Origin of the sequence: Peribacillus phoenicis (assembly GCF_047238085.1) — a bacterium.
GTDB lineage: Bacteria > Bacillota > Bacilli > Bacillales > DSM-1321 > Peribacillus.
In genome coordinates, this window is the sequence record NZ_JBDFMF010000001.1 from 4,701,362 (window position 1) to 4,719,965 (window position 18,604).

General features: G+C 41.0%; 23 protein-coding genes. 6 read left to right on the forward strand and 17 right to left on the reverse strand.

Annotated elements, in window-relative coordinates; genetic code table 11:
* Positions 1-54 precede the first annotated feature (54 nt).
* A complete protein-coding gene (locus ABC374_RS23355; protein WP_063234039.1) occupies positions 55-552 on the forward strand; it encodes a phosphatidylglycerophosphatase A family protein in 498 nt (165 codons plus the stop codon).
* A gap of 45 nt (positions 553-597) precedes the next feature.
* Here the strand turns inward: ABC374_RS23355 and ABC374_RS23360 are convergent, their stop codons facing one another.
* Entirely contained in the window at positions 598-1,365 is a 768-nt protein-coding gene (locus ABC374_RS23360) for a TIGR01457 family HAD-type hydrolase (RefSeq protein WP_241592726.1), read from the reverse strand.
* Positions 1,366-1,388: 23 nt separating this feature from the next.
* Entirely contained in the window at positions 1,389-1,826 is a 438-nt protein-coding gene (locus ABC374_RS23365) for a DUF86 domain-containing protein (RefSeq protein ID WP_101223642.1), read from the reverse strand.
* Positions 1,827-2,253: 427 nt separating this feature from the next.
* On the opposite strand from ABC374_RS23365, the gene ABC374_RS23370 reads away from it, so the two are divergent.
* Together ABC374_RS23370 and ABC374_RS23375 are read left to right on the forward strand one after the other, a co-directional pair.
* The gene (locus tag ABC374_RS23370) at positions 2,254-2,520 is read left to right on the forward strand and encodes a DUF3055 domain-containing protein (RefSeq protein ID WP_098371475.1); all 267 of its coding nucleotides are present in this window, start codon (positions 2,254-2,256) and stop codon (positions 2,518-2,520) included.
* 71 nt (positions 2,521-2,591) lie between these two features.
* On the forward strand, positions 2,592-2,879 hold the full coding sequence (locus ABC374_RS23375; RefSeq protein ID WP_286197464.1) for a cytosolic protein: 288 nt from the start codon (positions 2,592-2,594) through the stop codon (positions 2,877-2,879).
* Between the two features lie 30 nt (positions 2,880-2,909).
* On the opposite strand, the gene ABC374_RS23380 is transcribed toward ABC374_RS23375, so the two are convergent.
* Positions 2,910-3,185 (reverse strand): YutD family protein, encoded by a 276-nt coding sequence (locus ABC374_RS23380; protein ID WP_350300473.1) that lies wholly within the window; start codon positions 3,183-3,185, stop codon positions 2,910-2,912.
* Positions 3,186-3,298: 113 nt separating this feature from the next.
* Between ABC374_RS23380 and ABC374_RS23385 the strand changes: the two genes are divergently transcribed.
* A complete protein-coding gene (locus tag ABC374_RS23385) occupies positions 3,299-3,961 on the forward strand; it encodes a YhcN/YlaJ family sporulation lipoprotein (protein ID WP_350300474.1) in 663 nt (220 codons plus the stop codon).
* Positions 3,962-3,999: 38 nt separating this feature from the next.
* Here ABC374_RS23385 and lipA read toward each other — a convergent pair whose 3' ends face one another.
* On the reverse strand, positions 4,000-4,914 hold the full coding sequence (gene lipA, locus ABC374_RS23390) for a lipoyl synthase (RefSeq protein WP_063234033.1): 915 nt from the start codon (positions 4,912-4,914) through the stop codon (positions 4,000-4,002).
* 187 nt (positions 4,915-5,101) lie between these two features.
* Between lipA and ABC374_RS23395 the strand changes: the two genes are divergently transcribed.
* Positions 5,102-6,094, forward strand: coding sequence for a M23 family metallopeptidase (locus ABC374_RS23395; RefSeq protein ID WP_413019898.1), 993 nt, complete (start codon positions 5,102-5,104; stop codon positions 6,092-6,094).
* Between the two features lie 86 nt (positions 6,095-6,180).
* Positions 6,181-6,930 carry a sporulation protein YunB gene (yunB, locus tag ABC374_RS23400; RefSeq protein ID WP_413019899.1) on the forward strand — a complete coding sequence of 250 codons (750 nt, stop codon included), beginning with the start codon at positions 6,181-6,183 and terminating at the stop codon, positions 6,928-6,930.
* Between the two features lie 22 nt (positions 6,931-6,952).
* Here yunB and ABC374_RS23405 read toward each other — a convergent pair whose 3' ends face one another.
* From ABC374_RS23405 to sufC, 13 genes are all read right to left on the reverse strand, one after another.
* Positions 6,953-8,050 carry an HD-GYP domain-containing protein gene (locus ABC374_RS23405; RefSeq protein WP_413019900.1) on the reverse strand — a complete coding sequence of 366 codons (1,098 nt, stop codon included), beginning with the start codon at positions 8,048-8,050 and terminating at the stop codon, positions 6,953-6,955.
* A gap of 173 nt (positions 8,051-8,223) precedes the next feature.
* On the reverse strand, positions 8,224-8,526 hold the full coding sequence (locus ABC374_RS23410; protein ID WP_034310161.1) for a YunC family protein: 303 nt from the start codon (positions 8,524-8,526) through the stop codon (positions 8,224-8,226).
* 61 nt (positions 8,527-8,587) lie between these two features.
* The gene (locus ABC374_RS23415) at positions 8,588-9,976 is read right to left on the reverse strand and encodes a bifunctional metallophosphatase/5'-nucleotidase (RefSeq protein WP_413019901.1); all 1,389 of its coding nucleotides are present in this window, start codon (positions 9,974-9,976) and stop codon (positions 8,588-8,590) included.
* A gap of 13 nt (positions 9,977-9,989) precedes the next feature.
* On the reverse strand, positions 9,990-10,817 hold the full coding sequence (locus ABC374_RS23420) for a sulfite exporter TauE/SafE family protein (RefSeq protein WP_350300477.1): 828 nt from the start codon (positions 10,815-10,817) through the stop codon (positions 9,990-9,992).
* A gap of 84 nt (positions 10,818-10,901) precedes the next feature.
* A complete protein-coding gene (locus ABC374_RS23425; RefSeq protein ID WP_413019902.1) occupies positions 10,902-11,750 on the reverse strand; it encodes a DUF72 domain-containing protein in 849 nt (282 codons plus the stop codon).
* A gap of 349 nt (positions 11,751-12,099) precedes the next feature.
* A complete protein-coding gene (locus ABC374_RS23430) occupies positions 12,100-12,336 on the reverse strand; it encodes a hypothetical protein (RefSeq protein ID WP_413019903.1) in 237 nt (78 codons plus the stop codon).
* The gene (locus ABC374_RS23435; RefSeq protein WP_413019904.1) at positions 12,333-12,665 is read right to left on the reverse strand and encodes a hypothetical protein; all 333 of its coding nucleotides are present in this window, start codon (positions 12,663-12,665) and stop codon (positions 12,333-12,335) included. The genes ABC374_RS23430 and ABC374_RS23435 overlap by 4 nt, the downstream gene beginning before the upstream one ends.
* 17 nt (positions 12,666-12,682) lie before the next feature.
* Entirely contained in the window at positions 12,683-12,877 is a 195-nt protein-coding gene (locus tag ABC374_RS23440; RefSeq protein WP_350300480.1) for a hypothetical protein, read from the reverse strand.
* Positions 12,878-13,269: 392 nt separating this feature from the next.
* On the reverse strand, positions 13,270-14,667 hold the full coding sequence (gene sufB / locus ABC374_RS23445; RefSeq protein ID WP_053536753.1) for a Fe-S cluster assembly protein SufB: 1,398 nt from the start codon (positions 14,665-14,667) through the stop codon (positions 13,270-13,272).
* Between the two features lie 55 nt (positions 14,668-14,722).
* On the reverse strand, positions 14,723-15,151 hold the full coding sequence (gene sufU, locus ABC374_RS23450) for a Fe-S cluster assembly sulfur transfer protein SufU (RefSeq protein ID WP_034310148.1): 429 nt from the start codon (positions 15,149-15,151) through the stop codon (positions 14,723-14,725).
* The gene (locus ABC374_RS23455; protein WP_048688225.1) at positions 15,141-16,370 is read right to left on the reverse strand and encodes a cysteine desulfurase; all 1,230 of its coding nucleotides are present in this window, start codon (positions 16,368-16,370) and stop codon (positions 15,141-15,143) included. Before ABC374_RS23455 ends, sufU begins: the two co-directional genes overlap by 11 nt.
* The gene (gene sufD / locus ABC374_RS23460) at positions 16,370-17,671 is read right to left on the reverse strand and encodes a Fe-S cluster assembly protein SufD (protein ID WP_034310144.1); all 1,302 of its coding nucleotides are present in this window, start codon (positions 17,669-17,671) and stop codon (positions 16,370-16,372) included. The genes ABC374_RS23455 and sufD overlap by 1 nt, the downstream gene beginning before the upstream one ends.
* Positions 17,672-17,686: 15 nt before the next feature.
* Positions 17,687-18,472 (reverse strand): Fe-S cluster assembly ATPase SufC, encoded by a 786-nt coding sequence (sufC, locus tag ABC374_RS23465; RefSeq protein WP_148358289.1) that lies wholly within the window; start codon positions 18,470-18,472, stop codon positions 17,687-17,689.
* Positions 18,473-18,604: the final 132 nt, after the last annotated feature.

Consider the following 18,604-nt stretch of genomic DNA (forward strand, 5'->3'; position numbering starts at 1 on the left):
CAAACTACCTGCATTAGAACTATCCCTTTAAAATATAGAGAAATGGGTGATGACATGGCTAATATTGAACAATCAATGTCTGAAAAAACGGCTCGAAGATGGCTAATTGAACGAGGAGTGAAATTGGAGGATATCGCTGAGCTTGTCATGTATTTACAATCTGGCTACCATGAAAATCTCCAAATGTCCGATTGCCTTCACAATGTCGAACGGGTCCTTTCAAAACGCGAGGTCCAAAATGCCATCCTTACCGGCATTCAGTTGGATATTCTAGCTGAGAAAAAACTGCTCGAGGAGCCTCTGCTGAGCATAATTGAAATAGATGAGGGCCTATATGGGGTCGATGAAATATTGGCTTTTTCAATTGTGAATGTATATGGATCAATCGGCTTTACCAATTATGGTTTCATCGATAAACAAAAGCCGGGGATCTTAAAATATCTAAACGATAAAAGCACTGGTAAGGTGAACACCTTTTTAGATGATATCGTTGGGGCGATTGCAGCTGCCGCTTCAAGCCGGCTTGCCCATAGAACCGAAAATGCAGAATAAAACGACATGAAAAAAAACAGGCCTGCAATCGCAGGCCTGTTTTTTTCATTCGAAACGCCATAAGTCGAGAGTGTCCACCACATGCGTAGGCTGCTCCTTATATTGCTTTAGGCGTTCTTTTGTCGTCACGCCAGTATGTACAAGCAGTGTATCGATCCCTGCATTAATGCCGGCAAGGATATCCGTATCATAGTTATCGCCAACCATGATTGTCTCTTCTTTAGGTACCCCTAATACTCTTAGTGCTTGCTCCACTATGACGGATTCAGGTTTTCCAATGAAAATCGGCTGTACCTGAGTCGAAACGGAAACAACGGAGGTCAAGGAACCATTCCCAGGCAAAAGGCCTTGCTCAGTAGGAATGGCAATATCACCATTGGTCGAAATGAAAACAGCACCATTTCTAACAGCAAGACAGGCTTTTGACAACTTTTCATAATTGACGCCGCGATCGATGCCCATTACCAGAAAATCTGGATGCTCTTCGACAAGCTTCATTCCTTTTTCCTTAAGAGCCTCGATGATGCCTTCTTCACCCACCACATAGACCGATGCATCCTTCTTTTGTTCGGCTATGTAATTGGCAGTGGCCATGCTTGTCGTGAAAACCTGTTCATCCTCTGTTGAGATGCCGATGCTTCTTAACTTATCCGCTACTTGTGCCGGAGTCCGGGATGAATTATTGGTGACGAATAAATAAGGGATATCCCTTTTCCTTAGGTCATTAATAAACCCTGCCGCTTCCGCAATTTGTTCAGTTCCGCGATACATGGTGCCATCTAAGTCAATTAAATATCCTTTATACGACTTCATTTGAATTCGCCTTCCTAACGCTGCTAGTTTTTAAAAGCTGATACAGGTCCCAATTCATTTGTTAAATAGTTCCTCACCAAATCAGGGAATTGCTTGAATGCCTCGATATTTTCCGAAAATACGGCATGCAGTTCTTTGTGATTCACTTCAATGAAGTCTTGAACCAGCATTTTCCTTAATGGCAAAACCTTTTTGAATTGTATCGCTTTTTCTTCTGAAATCACTTTTTCATCTTGAAGGATATCGATAATATCTTCATAACTTCCTGGATCACGCATAATGAAACCATCAATTACCGCATTTCCTACATCCAACACGGAATCGATGGAAGTTTGTATCAGCCTTTCTGCGATAAGTTCCGAAAGGTCTCCATCCCAATTATCATGCCCTTCAAAAAGTCCAAGCTGCTTTTCAAGAAAACCTAATATTTGTTCAATTTTTTGGCGGTCTACAAAGTACATTATTTCCAGATCCTTTCTGATCTAAGATGATATAGGGAATCATTGGTTGAATGATCGGCATAGGTAAAACCCTGTGCCGAACCAACCTTATTCATTGATAATACCATAGCTTCTCCCTTCCTCTCAATTCCTTCAACCACAACCATTGCACCATCCAATTACTAACAGGAGCGCTGACTTACACATTGCCTTTTCTACAGGGGGGCATTTTCCGACGTCCACTCCAAGAAAACCAATTCATGATCTCATTTATATTCTTAACCATTTTCAATTAATCGATGAACGCAATGATTGCTGGAGATTCATGAAGCATCATGAGGAGGGATTAATTTCTCCAGCCAGCTGACCAGAAAAATGTCTGTTCCCCTATTGAAGTCACTTTGTTATGATGGAACTACAAATGTGAAGATAAGAAGGGAATGAGACTATGGAAGATCGTTTTTATTTATACAATGACGTCGTTGATTCAAAAACCCGGTTCATAAGCTTCATGGGAGAGGAATCGAGATTCGATCTGGCCATTACGACTACCGATCGGTTTTATGGAAAGAAGCTTGTTTTGAATATGCAGAGTAACCGTTTTGCGATAATTGGGCCTGATGATTTAGAAGAGGAAGGCTATCTTGAGCATGCCTTTCAGTTGTCAGAAGCGGAAGCCGAGGAACTACGTCACTTTTTAATGGAAATCGTCTGAGTGCTGAAGTTTTTTATCTTAAACGGGAAAACCTACTGAATGTAAGATCGATTACATGAGGGGGGATTATCTTGGACAAAGAAGAATACCACGATTTTTCCAATGTCGAAAAACAGAGGGATTATTTAATTCCTGAAGAATTTCCCGAAGGACCTTTTGGATCACCCATTGCAAAAGATGCACCAGTCCAGAATAAAAACACACCGTGGCAGGAAGGGCAACGATATCAAAGTGCCTTCAATTATGAAAATAAATCGTTGCACGAAGGCTTACCTCGACAATATCCTGGTGCTCATCCGACACATGATGATCCAGAAAAAGATGAACAGCCTCCATATAAAGGATATGGTAACTCTTAACATGGAAGGCCAGAGTAGATTCTGGCCTTTTTATTTCTTTACTTTCTTCACGACGAAATAAGGACAGCCAAAATTGCAGTATTCATATAAATATTCACTAAGCGTGCTTATTTTCGTATCGAAGGTCGCTTTCTGATTGGAATCATCAAAAAATCCACGCAGCCTCAATTGCCCGTAACCCCAATCCCCCACTATATAATCATACTTCGTTAAAATCTCACTGTATCTGGCTTTAAACGCTTCTTCGTTATAGCCTTCCCTTTCATCCTCAATTATTTCATAGGTCATGTTATTGATGTTAATCATTGTTTTCACCTCTCATATATACATTCCTTCTTTAAATTATAACTGATTCCCCATCAATTACTAAGCGAAAAATAGAGAAATATGTTCATCCTAAAGTTACGGGGGTGTTATTGATGAAAAAAACGATAATAACGATAGGTTTAAGCTCGATTATTGCACTAACTGGATGTGCTGATAATGAAGATGATCAGGGGCTCGGTGCAAAAAACAATGCAGGCAACCCAACAAACGTAAATAATCCAACTCAATATTATGATGAGGATTATCGTAATAATGACAACAAAAGTGATGATTTTGGATTTACCCGCACCAATAGTGCAACCATTGACGGCCGTAACATTTCCAACAAAGCTGCTTCCATTGACCGTGAACAACTTTCTGATGTCATTTCTAAATTGAGTGTTCAGATTCCAAATGTCAATGACGCCGCTACACTCGTTACTGATGAGGAAGTACTTGTCGTATATGATACCAATAACAAGGATCGGACGGAAACCGCCGACCAAGTTAAACGAACTGCCATGTCCGTCGTGCCTCGCTACTATCATGTCTACGTCAGTGATGATTATCAAAACCTTGCCCAAGATGTCGAGAATTTCGCTACAGTGAAATCCGGCAGCAAAGGTATTGACTATACGATCGAACAAACGATCAAAAGAATGCTGAAATCGCCTCAAGGGTACAAAATGAGTGACGCAGAAAATGAAAATGGAGAAATGGTTAACGATAAAAGAGATCATCATGATAACATCCATCAAAAAATGGATAACCGTTGAATAAAAAAGGACCGAATTTTTCGGTCCTTTATTTCACTCTATTTCAATAATTCTTCACCTTTGTTTTGCTTATGTTTAGCCGCAGCATTAACCTGTTCATCCGCATGGTAGGATGAACGGACAAGCGGACCGGATTCACAATGGCTGAAGCCTTTTTCCAATGCACGTTCTTTCAGTTCGGCAAATTCCTCAGGCGTGTAGTATTTCAGCACCTTTAAATGCTTTTTAGTCGGCTGTAAATACTGGCCGATTGTCATGATATCGACATTATTAGCCCTTAGGTCATCCATGGTCTCGAGTATTTCCTCCCGCGTTTCACCAAGACCTACCATTAAACTGGATTTTGTCGGGATTTCCGGATACAGTTCCTTTGCTCTTCTTAAAAGCTCCAAAGAACGTTCGTACTTGGCCTGAGCCCGTACACGGTCGGATAAACTTCTGACAGTCTCTATATTATGGTTCAGGATATCTGGTTTAGCATCCATCAAAGTCTTGATATTTTCAAACACCCCGCCCATATCAGACGGTAATACTTCAATAGAAGTAAATGGATTTTTGCGACGGATTGCACGGACTGTTTCAGCGAAAACTTCAGCGCCTCCATCCTTTAAATCATCACGGGCAACAGCTGTAATGACGACATGCTTTAAATTCATCAAAACAACGGAATCGGCAACACGCTCAGGTTCAGCCCAGTCCAATTCATTCGGACGTCCGGTTGTAACAGCACAAAAACGGCATGCCCTTGTACAGATTTCACCTAAGATCATGAAAGTAGCCGTTCTTCTCACTGCCCAGCATTCGTGAATATTCGGACATTTTGCCTCTTCACAGACTGTATGAAGATTTTTCTCGCGCATCATATTTTTTAAACCGAGGTAATTTTCGTTAGTATTAAGCTTTATTTTCAACCAATCTGGTTTACGAAGAATTTCTTTATTTGTAGAAGACATGAAAATGCCACTCCATTCTATAGAAATTAACACACCCTACTTTAACAATAAAAAAGCATTTATACAAGTTATAGTTGGTTTCCCATTATTTATTTTTCATGTTTATAGCTAAATCAGCAAAACTATAAACGATGGATGGACTGATGTATTTTAATTACGGAGAATGTCATGAAAGGAGCCTGCCCCATTGAAAAAATTATTCCTTCTTACGATAACTTGTTTGTTAATTTTGAATAGTGCACCAGTCCAAGTGGCTGATGCTGCCCATACCCCAGATGCTTATCCCGGGAGAATGGAGCTATATAAAAATATGGAGGCTACTCTCCAAATCCCGTGGTATTACCTTGCTGGAGCTGATCAATATGAGCATAGCCTCAGGGCTGCACGAAGGGACTTAGAGCCGGCAAAGGGTTTAATAGGCATCCACATCGAGCCTTCAAAGTGGAGCGGGGCCCTCAATCCTGACTTAAACGACGTGAACCCGCTCACAATCACATTTTTTGATGGATTGGGCCAGGATGGCAATGGTGATGGCAAAGCTGATATCAATAATGATACCGATCGATTGTATGCTTTTTCGAAGCATCTCCAATCTTATGGCGCAGATGAAGATAATATCCGGATCGGCTTGTGGGATTATTATAAACGAGATAAAGCAGTCAGCATCATTATCGGCAATGCCGAGATTTATAAGAAATATGGCCGGTTGGATTTACATGAAAAGGCCTTCCCTGTTCCAGTACGGACTCATTATACGTACTTGAATACATGGGGAAGCGCTCGTGGATGGGGCGGAAGGAGAATCCATGAGGGCACTGATATTTTTGCCGATTATAGCCTTCCCGTTCGTTCCACCAGCTATGGAATCATCGAGATGAAAGGCTGGAATAAATTTGGCGGTTGGAGGATAGGGATACGGGATTTAAATAATACCTATCATTACTTTGCCCATTTAAGCGGCTTTGCCAAAGGGTTGAAAGTCGGACAAATCGTCGAGCCCGGACAAGTCATCGGAGGTGTCGGCAGTACAGGTTACGGTCCTCCAGGAACTTCGGGAAAATTCCCACCGCATCTTCATTACGGGATGTACAAAGACAATGGAATCACAGAATGGAGCTTTGACCCTTACCCCTATTTAAGATTGTGGGAAAGGAAAGATTTAGCTAAAAAACGAAAGTGAGCGGCGTAAATTTTACGCTGCTTTTTTTTGATTTCAACATAAACCCCTAAACTTGATGCATAGGTATTAGTAAAGGGGGCTAAAGCGTGTTCCGAAAAAGATTTCGACCGAAGAAATTCCGAAAAAAGGGGCCTCTTCCCACCAGGAAAGTATTTCTCTATTCATTTATCCTGTTCATCATATCAAGCATCATGACTCTTTGGTACGTGGACAAATCAATCGAACCCGTGATCATGAGTGTAGCCGAATATGAAATCAAACGGATTGCAACGGAAACGATTCATGAATCAGTTGATGAGAATATAGCCAAGATTGATATGAACAAAATCATCACCAACAATAAGGGTGGTAAGGACTCCAGTTCCTCCTATAGCTTCAATCCGGTCATATACAGTGAATTGCGGGCTAACATTACGAAGGACATTCAAAAGAAACTTGGCATCAAACAGGGAAACCCTTTTAAAACAGGTTCAGCAAAAATAAATGATGAACAATATAAAAGTGTGGTCTATTATATACCATTTGGTGTTGTAACCGGGAATAATCTCCTTTCCAATTACGGACCAGAAATCCCAGTGAAAATGTCAGTCATCGGGAATGTTGAATCGGATTTGAGGACAAAACTGACAAACGCAGGCATCAATAATGTTTATTATGAATTGATTGTGGACTTTGATGTCAATATTCAAATCGTCATCCCCTCTTTCACGAAGGAGACAAAGGTGAGTCAGGAAGTGACAGTCGGAAGCCTGCTGATCGAAGGTGATGTTCCAAGTTATTTTAGTAACGGAAACAGTTCGGTGGCACCTGCGATCATGAAGGAAAACAAGGAATGACAAAACCAGCTTATCCTTGAGGTTAGGCTGGTTCTTGTATATTTAGACATTTCATGATAAGCAACTGCAGGTTTTTATTTAAGTCCACTTCATAGGGCTTTTTTATCTGCTCCCCATCTTCTTCCAGTATCCTTATCATGGGGCGGTCTCCAATCCCCTCATTTTGAGCGGATACTATTCCTTTCCTACCATCATTCAATTCTACTGATAGACCATTAGGATAAATGGCAACCGCCCTGCGGAAAGCCTCGATGATCGTATTGTCGAACTTTTTCCCGACTCCGGCATAAAGGACTTCCAAACCCTGATGCGGCAGCATGGCCTTACGGTAAACCCGATTGGAAGTCACGGCATCAAACACATCGGCAACGGCAATGATCTTGCCGAAATAATGGATTTCATCCCCCTTTATCCCACGGGGATATCCAGATCCATCTAACCTTTCATGATGCTGATAGGCACAATTCGCAACTAAAAGTGAAACGGTATGAACATTTTTGATTAGATGAAATCCGTAATCGGCATGTTTTTTGATTTGTTCAAACTCCTTTACCGTCAGTTTTCCGGGTTTACGGAGTATTTCCAAAGGCACGAGCATTTTGCCGACATCATGTAAAATCGCCCCCAGCCCAAGAATTTCGAGATTCTTATTATTGATATTCAATTCCATCCCAATCGCCAGGGTATATAAGGTCACATTGAAGGAATGAGTAAAGATATAGTCATCGTATGTATAAACGTCGGCCAATAAAGTCATTAACTCTTTATTCCTTTTCAGCTCGTCCATGATGTTCCGGACTATTTGAGTGAACTTGACGTTTGCTTGCTCTATCGTGAATGATCCATCAAGGTTCATTTTGTTCTTCATGTCCAGGAAGGTGGTTTCAATCGTATTAATGGCTTCTCTTCTAAGTTTCCCGGACACTGGGGGCATTGGAATGATGTCATCCGTCCTGGAATCTTGAATGTAAACAAAGGGTATATTAAGGGACACCAGTCGATTAATCATTTTCTGGGTTAATGTAAGACCCTCGCACAACAGGACATGGCCCCGCTCATTATAGATGTTTTTACCGAGCCTTGCTCCAGGGCTTAGGGACTTTGTAATAGCTAGCCTCATACTTGTACCCATCTCCCCATTCAATATTTGTAAATCAAGCCGTTTCTTTCCTTTATAAAGATTATCGGAAAATATTTTGATAAATGAATCTGTTTAAATATATTTATTGAAAAAATATCAGCATTTTCACAAAAAAAATAAGGCCCCCTTCTGAAAAAAGAAAGCCCGCCTTTTCAAATCATTTTGATTAATGCCTCTTTACCAATCATTCCTGGATGAATGCCCTTTTCCACAGCCTCCCAGGTAACTGATTCAAGAGGTGCTTCCAATAACTCTTCAATCGATTTAACTCCTGTGGCCCTCCCTGCAAGGATTTTACGATCTCTCAATTTATCGTTCAGCAGTCCAACATCTAACGCACCGCACATTATATACCCTTTTTCGGACGCGACAGCAAGTAAATTCGTTTTCGGCAGTCGGACAGAAATGGCTAGGAATGTATGATTATCAAGAATTATTGGGATCATGTTAATCAATTGGTTTCGCCCCTTCCTTCCCCATACTTTATGAAAAAAAGGGCAAAACCGTGATTTCGTATCAGGGGTTAGTGTGTATTTTTTTCAGCTTCCATAAAAGGATATCCCGTAAGAATTCCGGCAGTAAGTATTCCTTGCGATTGGAGCGATGGATACTTGGAAAGAAGTGCCCAAATGTGAACATATCAGGTATTGCCAATTTATAGGACTTATCCGCCTGCAGTTTCTCTCCTTTTATAAGGATCCCTTTTACGATTCCATTCTCCATTTCGTTAAATTCAATTTGATCATAATGCATGACTCCCATGATTTTTCCGCGGAAACCGAAACCTTTTACCTGAATATGAGGCCACTCTTCATTTCTCGATTGCATTAAGATTTCCTTTAATTCATTCCCATCGACTTCAACGACGCAAGGATTGATGGGATGTGGGCAGATTCTGTGAATATCCCCTTTTGTGACAGGTCCCTTCGGAAGCCCCTCGAGCAGAAGACCTGCATTCAAAAAGGAACAATCCGCCTGACTCCACTCCCTTAGGGCCTCCCCTAGGATTTTCGTCAAAGGACTTCGTTTGAACCAATCATTATCCAGTGCCATCGGTAAGTCCACAGCAACCCGTTTTAGCGTTTCCCCCCCGGCCTGGTATATCTCTTCAATCCATGACCGTTCATTCTCCAATTCCAAAAAGTCATTGGTATCATAAAGAATGGCTCTCTTCTGGCTAATTTTCTTTTCCTGATTGACGGTCATTTCCACCTGCCCAACAAAGAAGCCATATTTCCCTGCACCGCAAAGGAGTGTGTCATTGATCAATTTACCTTGGTGGAGGATGTGGTGGGTATGCGCGCCAAGTATAATGTCAATCTCCGGAAAGTCCTCTGCCATCCTCTCATCATCATGGATGCCCAGGTGGGAAAGGATGATGATTACATCCGCCTCTGTTTTGACCCTTTCAAGCTGTGCCTTTAACTCCACGAATGGTTCTGCTATTTCCCAGCCCATCGCAGAGTAAAACTTTTGAAAAAAGGCTGTCAAACCTATCATGGCGATCTTGGTGCCTTTTACCGTTGTATGTATCCAATATGGCAGCGCCCATTCCGGCCTTTCATTATCACCGTAATAAATATTGGCTGCCAAGACCTTGAACCTTGCATGATCATATAAGGAGTCCAACGCATCATGAGGTAAAGTGATCCCTTCATTATTTCCGATGGTCACATATTGGTAGCCCGCTTCATTCAGCAGTTCAATATTGCCTTTACCCAACGTACCTTCTGTATATGGATGCCAGCGGTCCACATGATCGCCTATATCCAGTATGATCGCTTCTTCTCCCGTTTCTTGATGAAGTTGTCTTCTTTCTTTAAGAAACTTATCAATACGAGGCCAATTCTCAAAATGACTATGGAGATCATTGGTGTGATATAAATGAATGATTTCTGACATCATTTCTCCTCCTCGTTTATCCTGTAATACCTTGGTAAATAAGACGTAAACCAATGATTATCAGCACTATTTTCAACATATTTTCCAGCGACGCACTCTTTAGGCGCGTATTGATGAATGCGCCCAATTTTGCACCGAACCATGCACCCGGAATCAGGGCAAAAGCATATGGCCAATTTACATTTCCAAGGGAAATATGGGTAATCGAATTAGTGATGGATGATAAAAATACCATGAACATCGAAGTCGCTACAGCCATATGCGGAGGGAAGAAGAAAAGAAGCATCATGACGGGAACCATCAAGGCCCCACCGCCAATTCCAAATAATCCGGAGCTGAATCCCACGACAAAGGAAATCAATACAGCTAACACCGGGTGATAACCATAAGAAAATGAATGTCCATTTTCAGTTTCATACGTTTTCACTATTTTCCCTTTTCCAGGCTTGAAAAGCATTGGCTTCAAACGATTTTTCACTAATAACACAATGGCCATGAAAACCATGAAAATACCAAAGTACAATGAAAAAGCTTCGGCGTTAAGGTTTTTATTCACATAAGCCCCCATTATTCCACCAGGTGCACTGCCAATAAAAAAGATTAAGCCGGCCTTATAATCCACCACTTTATGTTTTAAATAAGATAAAGTGGAAGATAAGCCGGTAAAAATCATGATTACGGTTGAAACACCAACGGCGACCTGTGGAGTCAGCTCATCGATAATATTTGTAGATGTACCTAAATATAAAAGGGAAGGCACAATGATGATGCCGCCGCCCAGACCGACAAGAGCGCCGATTGATCCCGCTAATAATCCAATACCCACTAATACTAACCATACCATGTAGAAATCCGCCTTTACCTGTTTGTGAGGATATAACCTCTACTAGTTGTCACAATATCTCTTTATTTAATTATATATATCCTCTTAAAACAAACCAAGCTGCTTAGGAGCCAGTCCTTCATATTCTATACCAAGCAGCTCAATCATTTGTTTGGCATTATCAGCGGCATCTCCGCCTGAATTATTATTGAACAGGATATATATATCCTTGGATTCCTTTTCCAATATCCTGATTTTCTCCACCCATTCAGTCAATTCCTGCTGATTATATCGATATAAGTACCTGACCTCACGCCAATTATCACCCGAAGAAGGCCTTTGCCAACCATGCAGGTTACGGCCATGAAAGCGTACCAGGGTTTTATCTTTATCCATGGCCTGCAGAACGACAGGAATGGATCCCTCTCCAGCCTGCGGCTCATCGCATACAGTATGGATCCAGCCTTCCTTTTCGATAAAATCCAAAGTTTGCTGAACTACGTTGGGCCTGTACCAGCTTTGATTCCGGAACTCTATGGCAACTGGAATATCGCCCATTTCAGCTTTGCACCATCGCAGGTAATTGACATTTTCACGTTTACAATCAAACCATGGCGGAAACTGAAATAAGACCATCGCGAGCTTTCCGGACTTCTGATAAGCTTCCAGAGAGTCGCAAAATGCCTTGAACATTTCCTTCTTACTTTCAAATGGAATTTCCCCACGTTGATGTCCCGTCATCCCCTGATAAGCTTTAACGACAAATTGAAAGGATGCAGGCGTCTCGGATACCCACTTTTCACTGTTCCTCTTTGGCTGGACTGCATAAAAGGAGGCATCCACCTCCACAATGGGAAAATGAGCCCCGTACTCCTTAAGTTTATCACGTTGGGACACACCGCCATGATACAAACTATCATGATCTCCCCAACCCGTCACACCAATATAAATCATCTGCATCATCCCCTTTTGGACAGGCTTCCCATACTATATTTTTACCCTGTATAATCGCATATACACTTGGTGTAATACCGAAAAACATCACTTCAAAAACTAAAGAACCTGCCAAGTCTCCCCGGCAGGCTTTTATATGAATGGTTATGCTATATTCGACTAATAGGCATGCCACCCGGTCATTCTTCGATGGAGCCTTCCGTATCGAGGTTGATCGATTGAAGCTTACAATCTTTTAAGGCTTTATTTTTAGTCTAATGATAATACTCTTTTCAGGATGCATCAAGTTTTATGAATTATGCTCCATATGGCACAATTTCTAAGTGTTGACCAATAAAGATAAAATGCTTCATCCTAGCCTATTGTATTTCACTAAATTTTCCAGGTAGAATTGAAAATAATAATCATGTATATTCTCTTCAAACTCTGCCGTTCCATGGAACAGCTTCGCCCCCACTATTAACGAATTAAGATATCCATCCAGATAATCACATCTAGCTTTCACCTTACTTTCAGAAACATAATGTCCATCTTTACTTTCAAGAACAATATCGATTCTCCTGCCTTCATGTTCATCGATAATCATTTGATTATAATTTTGATCAAGCCAGTTTTTTTCATTTTACTTTTTTTAAGTGGGTAGCGTCGATTGTCCTGCCGTTGTTCTTCATGAAATTTTAGTTCATGAGGCAGGAAAACCTTTTTCAACACATCACTATCACATATTTTGAGGCAAAGAAATATCTTCTCATAATCAAAATGCTCATCCCTTGGCAAATCAAGAATTTCCGCTTTACTGAATTCCACTGCCTTAAACTTTTGCTTCACCCTAGTTACAATCTCTTCTTTATTAAAAACCAAGTGTTGTTTATTTTTTAAGTACTTTTTATAAATCTCCTCGTAATTAAAATTCATAACACTCCCCCCATCATTTAACAGGTCCCCCCATAAAAAGCATGAGCATTTGGTGTTTTTTTATAGGGATGCCAATGCAAATAATAACCTTTTTTAGGTTTACCACCCATCTTATCCACTTCTGCAAAAGGCTTACCTGAAGGATTAGCGCCTTGTGCTACACCTTGTGCTTGATTACTTGAGACTGACCATGTATCTTTTTTAGATTTCATTTTTTTGTAAAATTAACCAAAATCCAAGTACTTTAAGTTTATATTTTCTACAATAAATATTCAATTGGCATTATTAATGTATTAATTACATAAAAACAACAATTAATATTCAAAGAAAATATATAATTTTATAAAAAATAGCAACAAAGCTCTTATTCATATATTTCTAAGTGAAGTTAAGCGGACTCGAACATCTACGGTTCCTTAATATGTGTAGGACTTAGTACTAAAATAATTGAATTTACTTCAAGCATGCTTTTAAATATAGCGAACAAAATAAAAGAAGACGAACAATAAAGTTCGTCTTCTTTACTAGAAGGTAATCTGAATCTGCACCAATGGTACACTTCAAAATTACCTGGTTTAATTTTTCATCAACATCTTACAGCTTATTATCCGATGGAGCCTTCCATTTCGAACTTGATCAGACGGTTCATTTCAACCGCATATTCCATTGGAAGTTCTTTTGTAAATGGTTCGATGAAGCCCATTACGATCATTTCCGTTGCTTCTTGCTCAGAAATTCCGCGGCTCATCAAGTAGAACAATTGTTCTTCAGATACTTTGGAAACCTTCGCTTCGTGTTCAAGGGAAATGTTATCATTCAAGATTTCATTGTAAGGGATCGTATCAGATGTAGACTGATTATCCATGATTAATGTATCACATTCAATGTTGGAACGAGCTCCATCCGCTTTACGTCCGAAATGAACGATACCACGGTATGTTACTTTACCGCCCTGTTTAGAAATTGATTTTGATACAATCGTTGAAGATGTATTTGGCGCTAGGTGAATCATTTTCGCTCCAGCGTCTTGGTGTTGGCCTTTGCCGGCAATGGCAATCGATAATGTCATACCGCGAGCGCCTTCACCTTTTAAGATGACAGCAGGATATTTCATTGTCAATTTGGAACCGATGTTACCATCAATCCATTCCATTGTTGCGTTAGCGTCACAAACCGCACGTTTCGTAACCAGGTTAAACACGTTGTTTGCCCAGTTTTGGATCGTCGTGTAACGGCAGTAAGCATCTTTCTTGATGACGATTTCAACAACCGCACTATGAAGGGAGTTAGTTGTATAAACAGGAGCTGTACAACCTTCTACATAGTGAACGGATGCGCCTTCATCAACAATGATTAGCGTACGTTCGAATTGCCCCATGTTTTCAGAGTTGATCCGGAAATAAGCTTGAAGCGGAGTATCCACTTTAACGCCTTTCGGTACATAGATGAATGATCCACCTGACCAAACTGCCGAGTTCAATGCCGAGAATTTATTGTCAGTAGGCGGGATCGTTTTTCCAAAATGCTCACGGAAGATATCTTCATTTTCACGAAGTGCTGAGTCCGTATCTTTAAACACGATACCCAAGTCTTCCAATTCCACTTTCATGCTATGGTAAACCACTTCAGATTCATATTGGGCAGATACACCGGCAAGGTATTTTTGTTCGGCTTCAGGAATTCCCAATTTATCAAAAGTCTGTTTGATTTCATCAGGAACTTCATCCCAAGACTTCTCTGATTTCTCTGATGGCTTAACATAGTATGTGATTTCATCAAAGTTCAGGCTCTGCATGTCGCCGCCCCATTGAGGCATTGGCATGTTGTAAAAATGCTCTAATGATTTCAAACGGAAATCAAGCATCCATTGCGGTTCATCCTTCATTCGAGAAATTTCTTCCACGATTTCTTTTGTCAGACCACGCTTTGAACGGAAGATGGAAACATCTTTATCCGCAAAGCCATATTTATAATCGCCGATATCAGGCATTTTCTTTGCCATAGCTCGTATTCCTCCATTTCAAATGGCTGAATTACAACAGCTCATTTTAATTTAATTATTCCTTCAATCCCTTTTCCATGGCTTTCCAAGCCAGGGTGGCACACTTGATTCGTGCAGGGAATTTAGAAACACCTTGAAGGGCTTCAATATCCCCAAGGTCCATCTCATCGTCGTATTCTTTTCCCTGAATCATTAAGGAAAAAGTCTCGGACATCGCTAGAGCAGTATCAACGTCTTTGCCCTTAATGGCTTGCGTCATCATGGAAGCCGAACTCATGGATATCGAACAACCATCACCATCGAATTTAACATCGCTGACCTTGCCATCTTCGATCTTCATCGTTAAACGAATCCGATCGCCGCAAGTTGGATTATTCATATCGATTGTCATGCTTCCATCTTCTAGCATGCCCTTATTACGCGGTTTCTTATAGTGATCCATAATGACTTGACGGTAAAGTGTATCAAGGTTATCAAAAGACATTACTGAAATACTCCTTCGTTTTAACAAGCCCGGACACAAGCTTATCAATATCTTCTTCCGTGTTATATAGATAGAAACTTGCTCTTGCTGTCGCTGATACGTCAAGCCATTTCATTAATGGCTGTGCGCAGTGGTGACCGGCACGGACAGCAATTCCATCTGCATCAAGAACGGTAGCGACATCATGTGGATGTACGTCATCAATATTAAAGGTAATTACACCAGCACGCTTTTCTGCATCTTTAGGGCCATAAATGGTCAGCCCTTCAACTGCTGACATTTTCTCCATTGCATAAGCGGCGAGCTTATGTTCATGCCGTTCAATATTATCCAAACCGATTTCCTCCAAGAAATCAATGGCAGCCCCCATGCCGATGGCGCCGGCGATGATTGGGGTACCGCCTTCGAATTTCCACGGGAGTTCTTTCCATGTAGACTCATACAAACCTACAAAATCAATCATCTCTCCGCCGAATTCGATCGGTTCCATTTTTTCTAGAAGATCTTTCTTGCCATATAGTGCGCCGATGCCTGTTGGACCGACCATTTTATGACCTGAGAAGGCAAAGAAATCACAATCCAAATCACGGACATCCACTTTTAGATGCGGCGTGCTTTGTGCCCCGTCGACTACCATTACAGCATTGTGATCATGGGCAATTTGGGCGATTTCCTTCACAGGATTGATAACGCCAAGCACATTCGAAACCTGCATGATGGACACGATTTTCGTTGCTTCCGTAATTGTAGCCCTCGCATCGTCAACGGAAATCGTACCATCCTCCTGAAGCGGAATATACTTCAATACAGCGCCTTTTTCTTTGGCAAGCTGCTGCCACGGAATGATATTACTGTGATGCTCCATGTAAGAGATGACGATTTCGTCACCCTCTTTAATATTTGCACCACCGTAACTTCTTGCTACAGTATTTAAAGCAGTCGTTGTGCCTCTGGTAAAGATGATTTCTTCTGTAGAAGAAGCATTAATGAATTTACGTACCTTTTCACGAGCACCTTCATACGCATCCGTAGCTTTTGTTCCTAGTGTATGCACCCCGCGGTGAACATTCGAGTTATAGCCGCGGTAATATTGCTCAATCGCTTCAATCACTGCAGCCGGTTTTTGAGAGGTTGCAGCACTATCTAAATAAACTAATGGCTGACCATTGACTTCTTGATCTAATATTGGAAAAAGCTTACGAATTTCGTATGGGTTCATTACTGTACTTTCCTTTCAATGACCGCTACTAATTGTTTTTTGACTCCCTCAATTGGAAGCTCGTTAACAACAGGGGCCAAGAATCCGTGAATGACAAGTCTTTCTGCTTCTTTTTTTGTAATACCACGGCTCATTAAATAATACAGTTGAAGCGGGTCGACACGGCCGACGGAAGCAGCATGACCAGCCGTTACATCATCTTCATCGATCAAGAGGATCGGATTGGCGTCTCCGCGTGCTTTTTCACTTAACATCAATACGCGTGACTCTTGTTCGGCATTGGCCTTTGTAGCACCATACTCTATTTTCCCAATTCCATTAAAAATGGAGGATGCGGATTCTTTCATGACACCGTGCTTAAGGATATAACCCTCAGAGCGTTTGCCATAATGAATGATGGCAGTCGTGAAGTTCTGCTTTTGTTCCCCGCGTCCGACTACAACGGTTTTTGTATCACCGTGAGAGCCATCGCCCATTAGATATGTTGTATTATCTGAAATCGTATTTCCGTCGTTCATCAGGCCAAGCGCCCACTCAATACGTGCGTCACGTCCTGCCACTCCACGGCGGTTAACATATGTCGTGAAGCCTTTAGAAAGGGTATCGACCGCACCATATTGGACTTTGGCATTCGCATTTGCAAATACTTCAGTTACGATGTTGGCAACACCTTCGTTAGACTCAACGGTTGAGAAATAGTTCTCTACATATGTGACAGAGCTATTATCTTCAGCTACGATCAAGACATGGTTGAAAAGTGTAGTATCTGGATTATCCAAAAGGAATACCGATTGAATCGGCTCTTTGATTTCTACATTTTTCGGAACATAAAGGAATGCTCCCCCATTAACTAATGCAGCATGAAGTGCTGTTAAACGATGCTCATCTATTTTAACGCCGTCTTTCATGAAATATTTTTGCACGAGCTCAGCATGATCACGAGCCGCTGATAAAATATCCGTAAAAATGACGCCTTGTTCTTTCACATTTGCTGACAGATTGATATGTGCCGGCGTATTATTGCGTTGGATGTATAAGTTTTCATTTTCTTCAATGATGGACTTAATTTCTTCCGGAAGCTCCTCTAAAGAGGCAAAAGCTTCACTCTCAACCGTATGAGTTTGGAAAGAAGTGAAATTCCATTTATCGATTTTCGTTTTATCCGGCTTTGGCATCGGGAGCTTTTCTAATTCAGAAAACGCTTGAATCCGAAGCTCGGATAGCCAAGCTGGATCATTATTTTTAGTTGAATAGGAGCTTATATCCTCTTGTTCAAACGGTAATTTCGTTTCTGTAGTCATTGCAAATCCTCCTACTTACGCTTCTTCGCCAACAGTTTCGTCTTCAATGCCCAATTCTTGTTTAATCCAGTCATAACCTTCCGCTTCCAAGCGGGCAGCAAGTTCAGGACCGCCTGATTTTACGACACGTCCTTGCATCATTACATGTACAAAATCAGGAGTGATGTAATTTAATAGACGTTGGTAGTGAGTGATGATCAAGCATCCAAAGTCTTCTCCGCGCATTTCGTTGATTCCTTTTGAAACGACTTTAAGTGCATCGATATCTAGACCTGAATCAATCTCATCCAAGATTGCAATTTTAGGTTGGATCATCATTAATTGAAGAATCTCGTTGCGTTTTTTCTCTCCGCCTGAGAAACCTTCATTCAAATAGCGTTGCGCCATATCTTCATCCATTTCAAGGAATTCCATTTTTTTGTCCATTTGACGGATGAATTTCATCAATGAAATTTCATCGCCTTCTTCACGGCGTGCGTTAATGGAAGAACGTAAGAAGTCTGCGTTTGTAACACCGCTGATTTCACTTGGATATTGCATAGCTAGGAATAGACCGACACGAGCGCGCTCGTCTACTTCCATCTCCAAAACATCTTCACCATCGAATGTGATGCTTCCGCTAGTTACCTCATATTTAGGGTGACCCATGATTGCTGATGATAAAGTGGATTTACCAGTTCCATTTGGTCCCATGATCGCATGGATTTCTCCACCTTTAACTTCAAGGTTTACCCCTTTTAAAATCTCTTTGCCTTCAATTGATACGTGAAGATCTTTAACCGTTAATGTAGAAGCTGACATAATAATACCTCCGTGAACTAATTCCAATTTTATTACCAGAAAGTAAAGATTACTTTCATTACTATAATTTACGTAAAAGCATTCTCACTTTATTCTCATTCCAATTTTATAACAAATCCAATTTGGAATCAA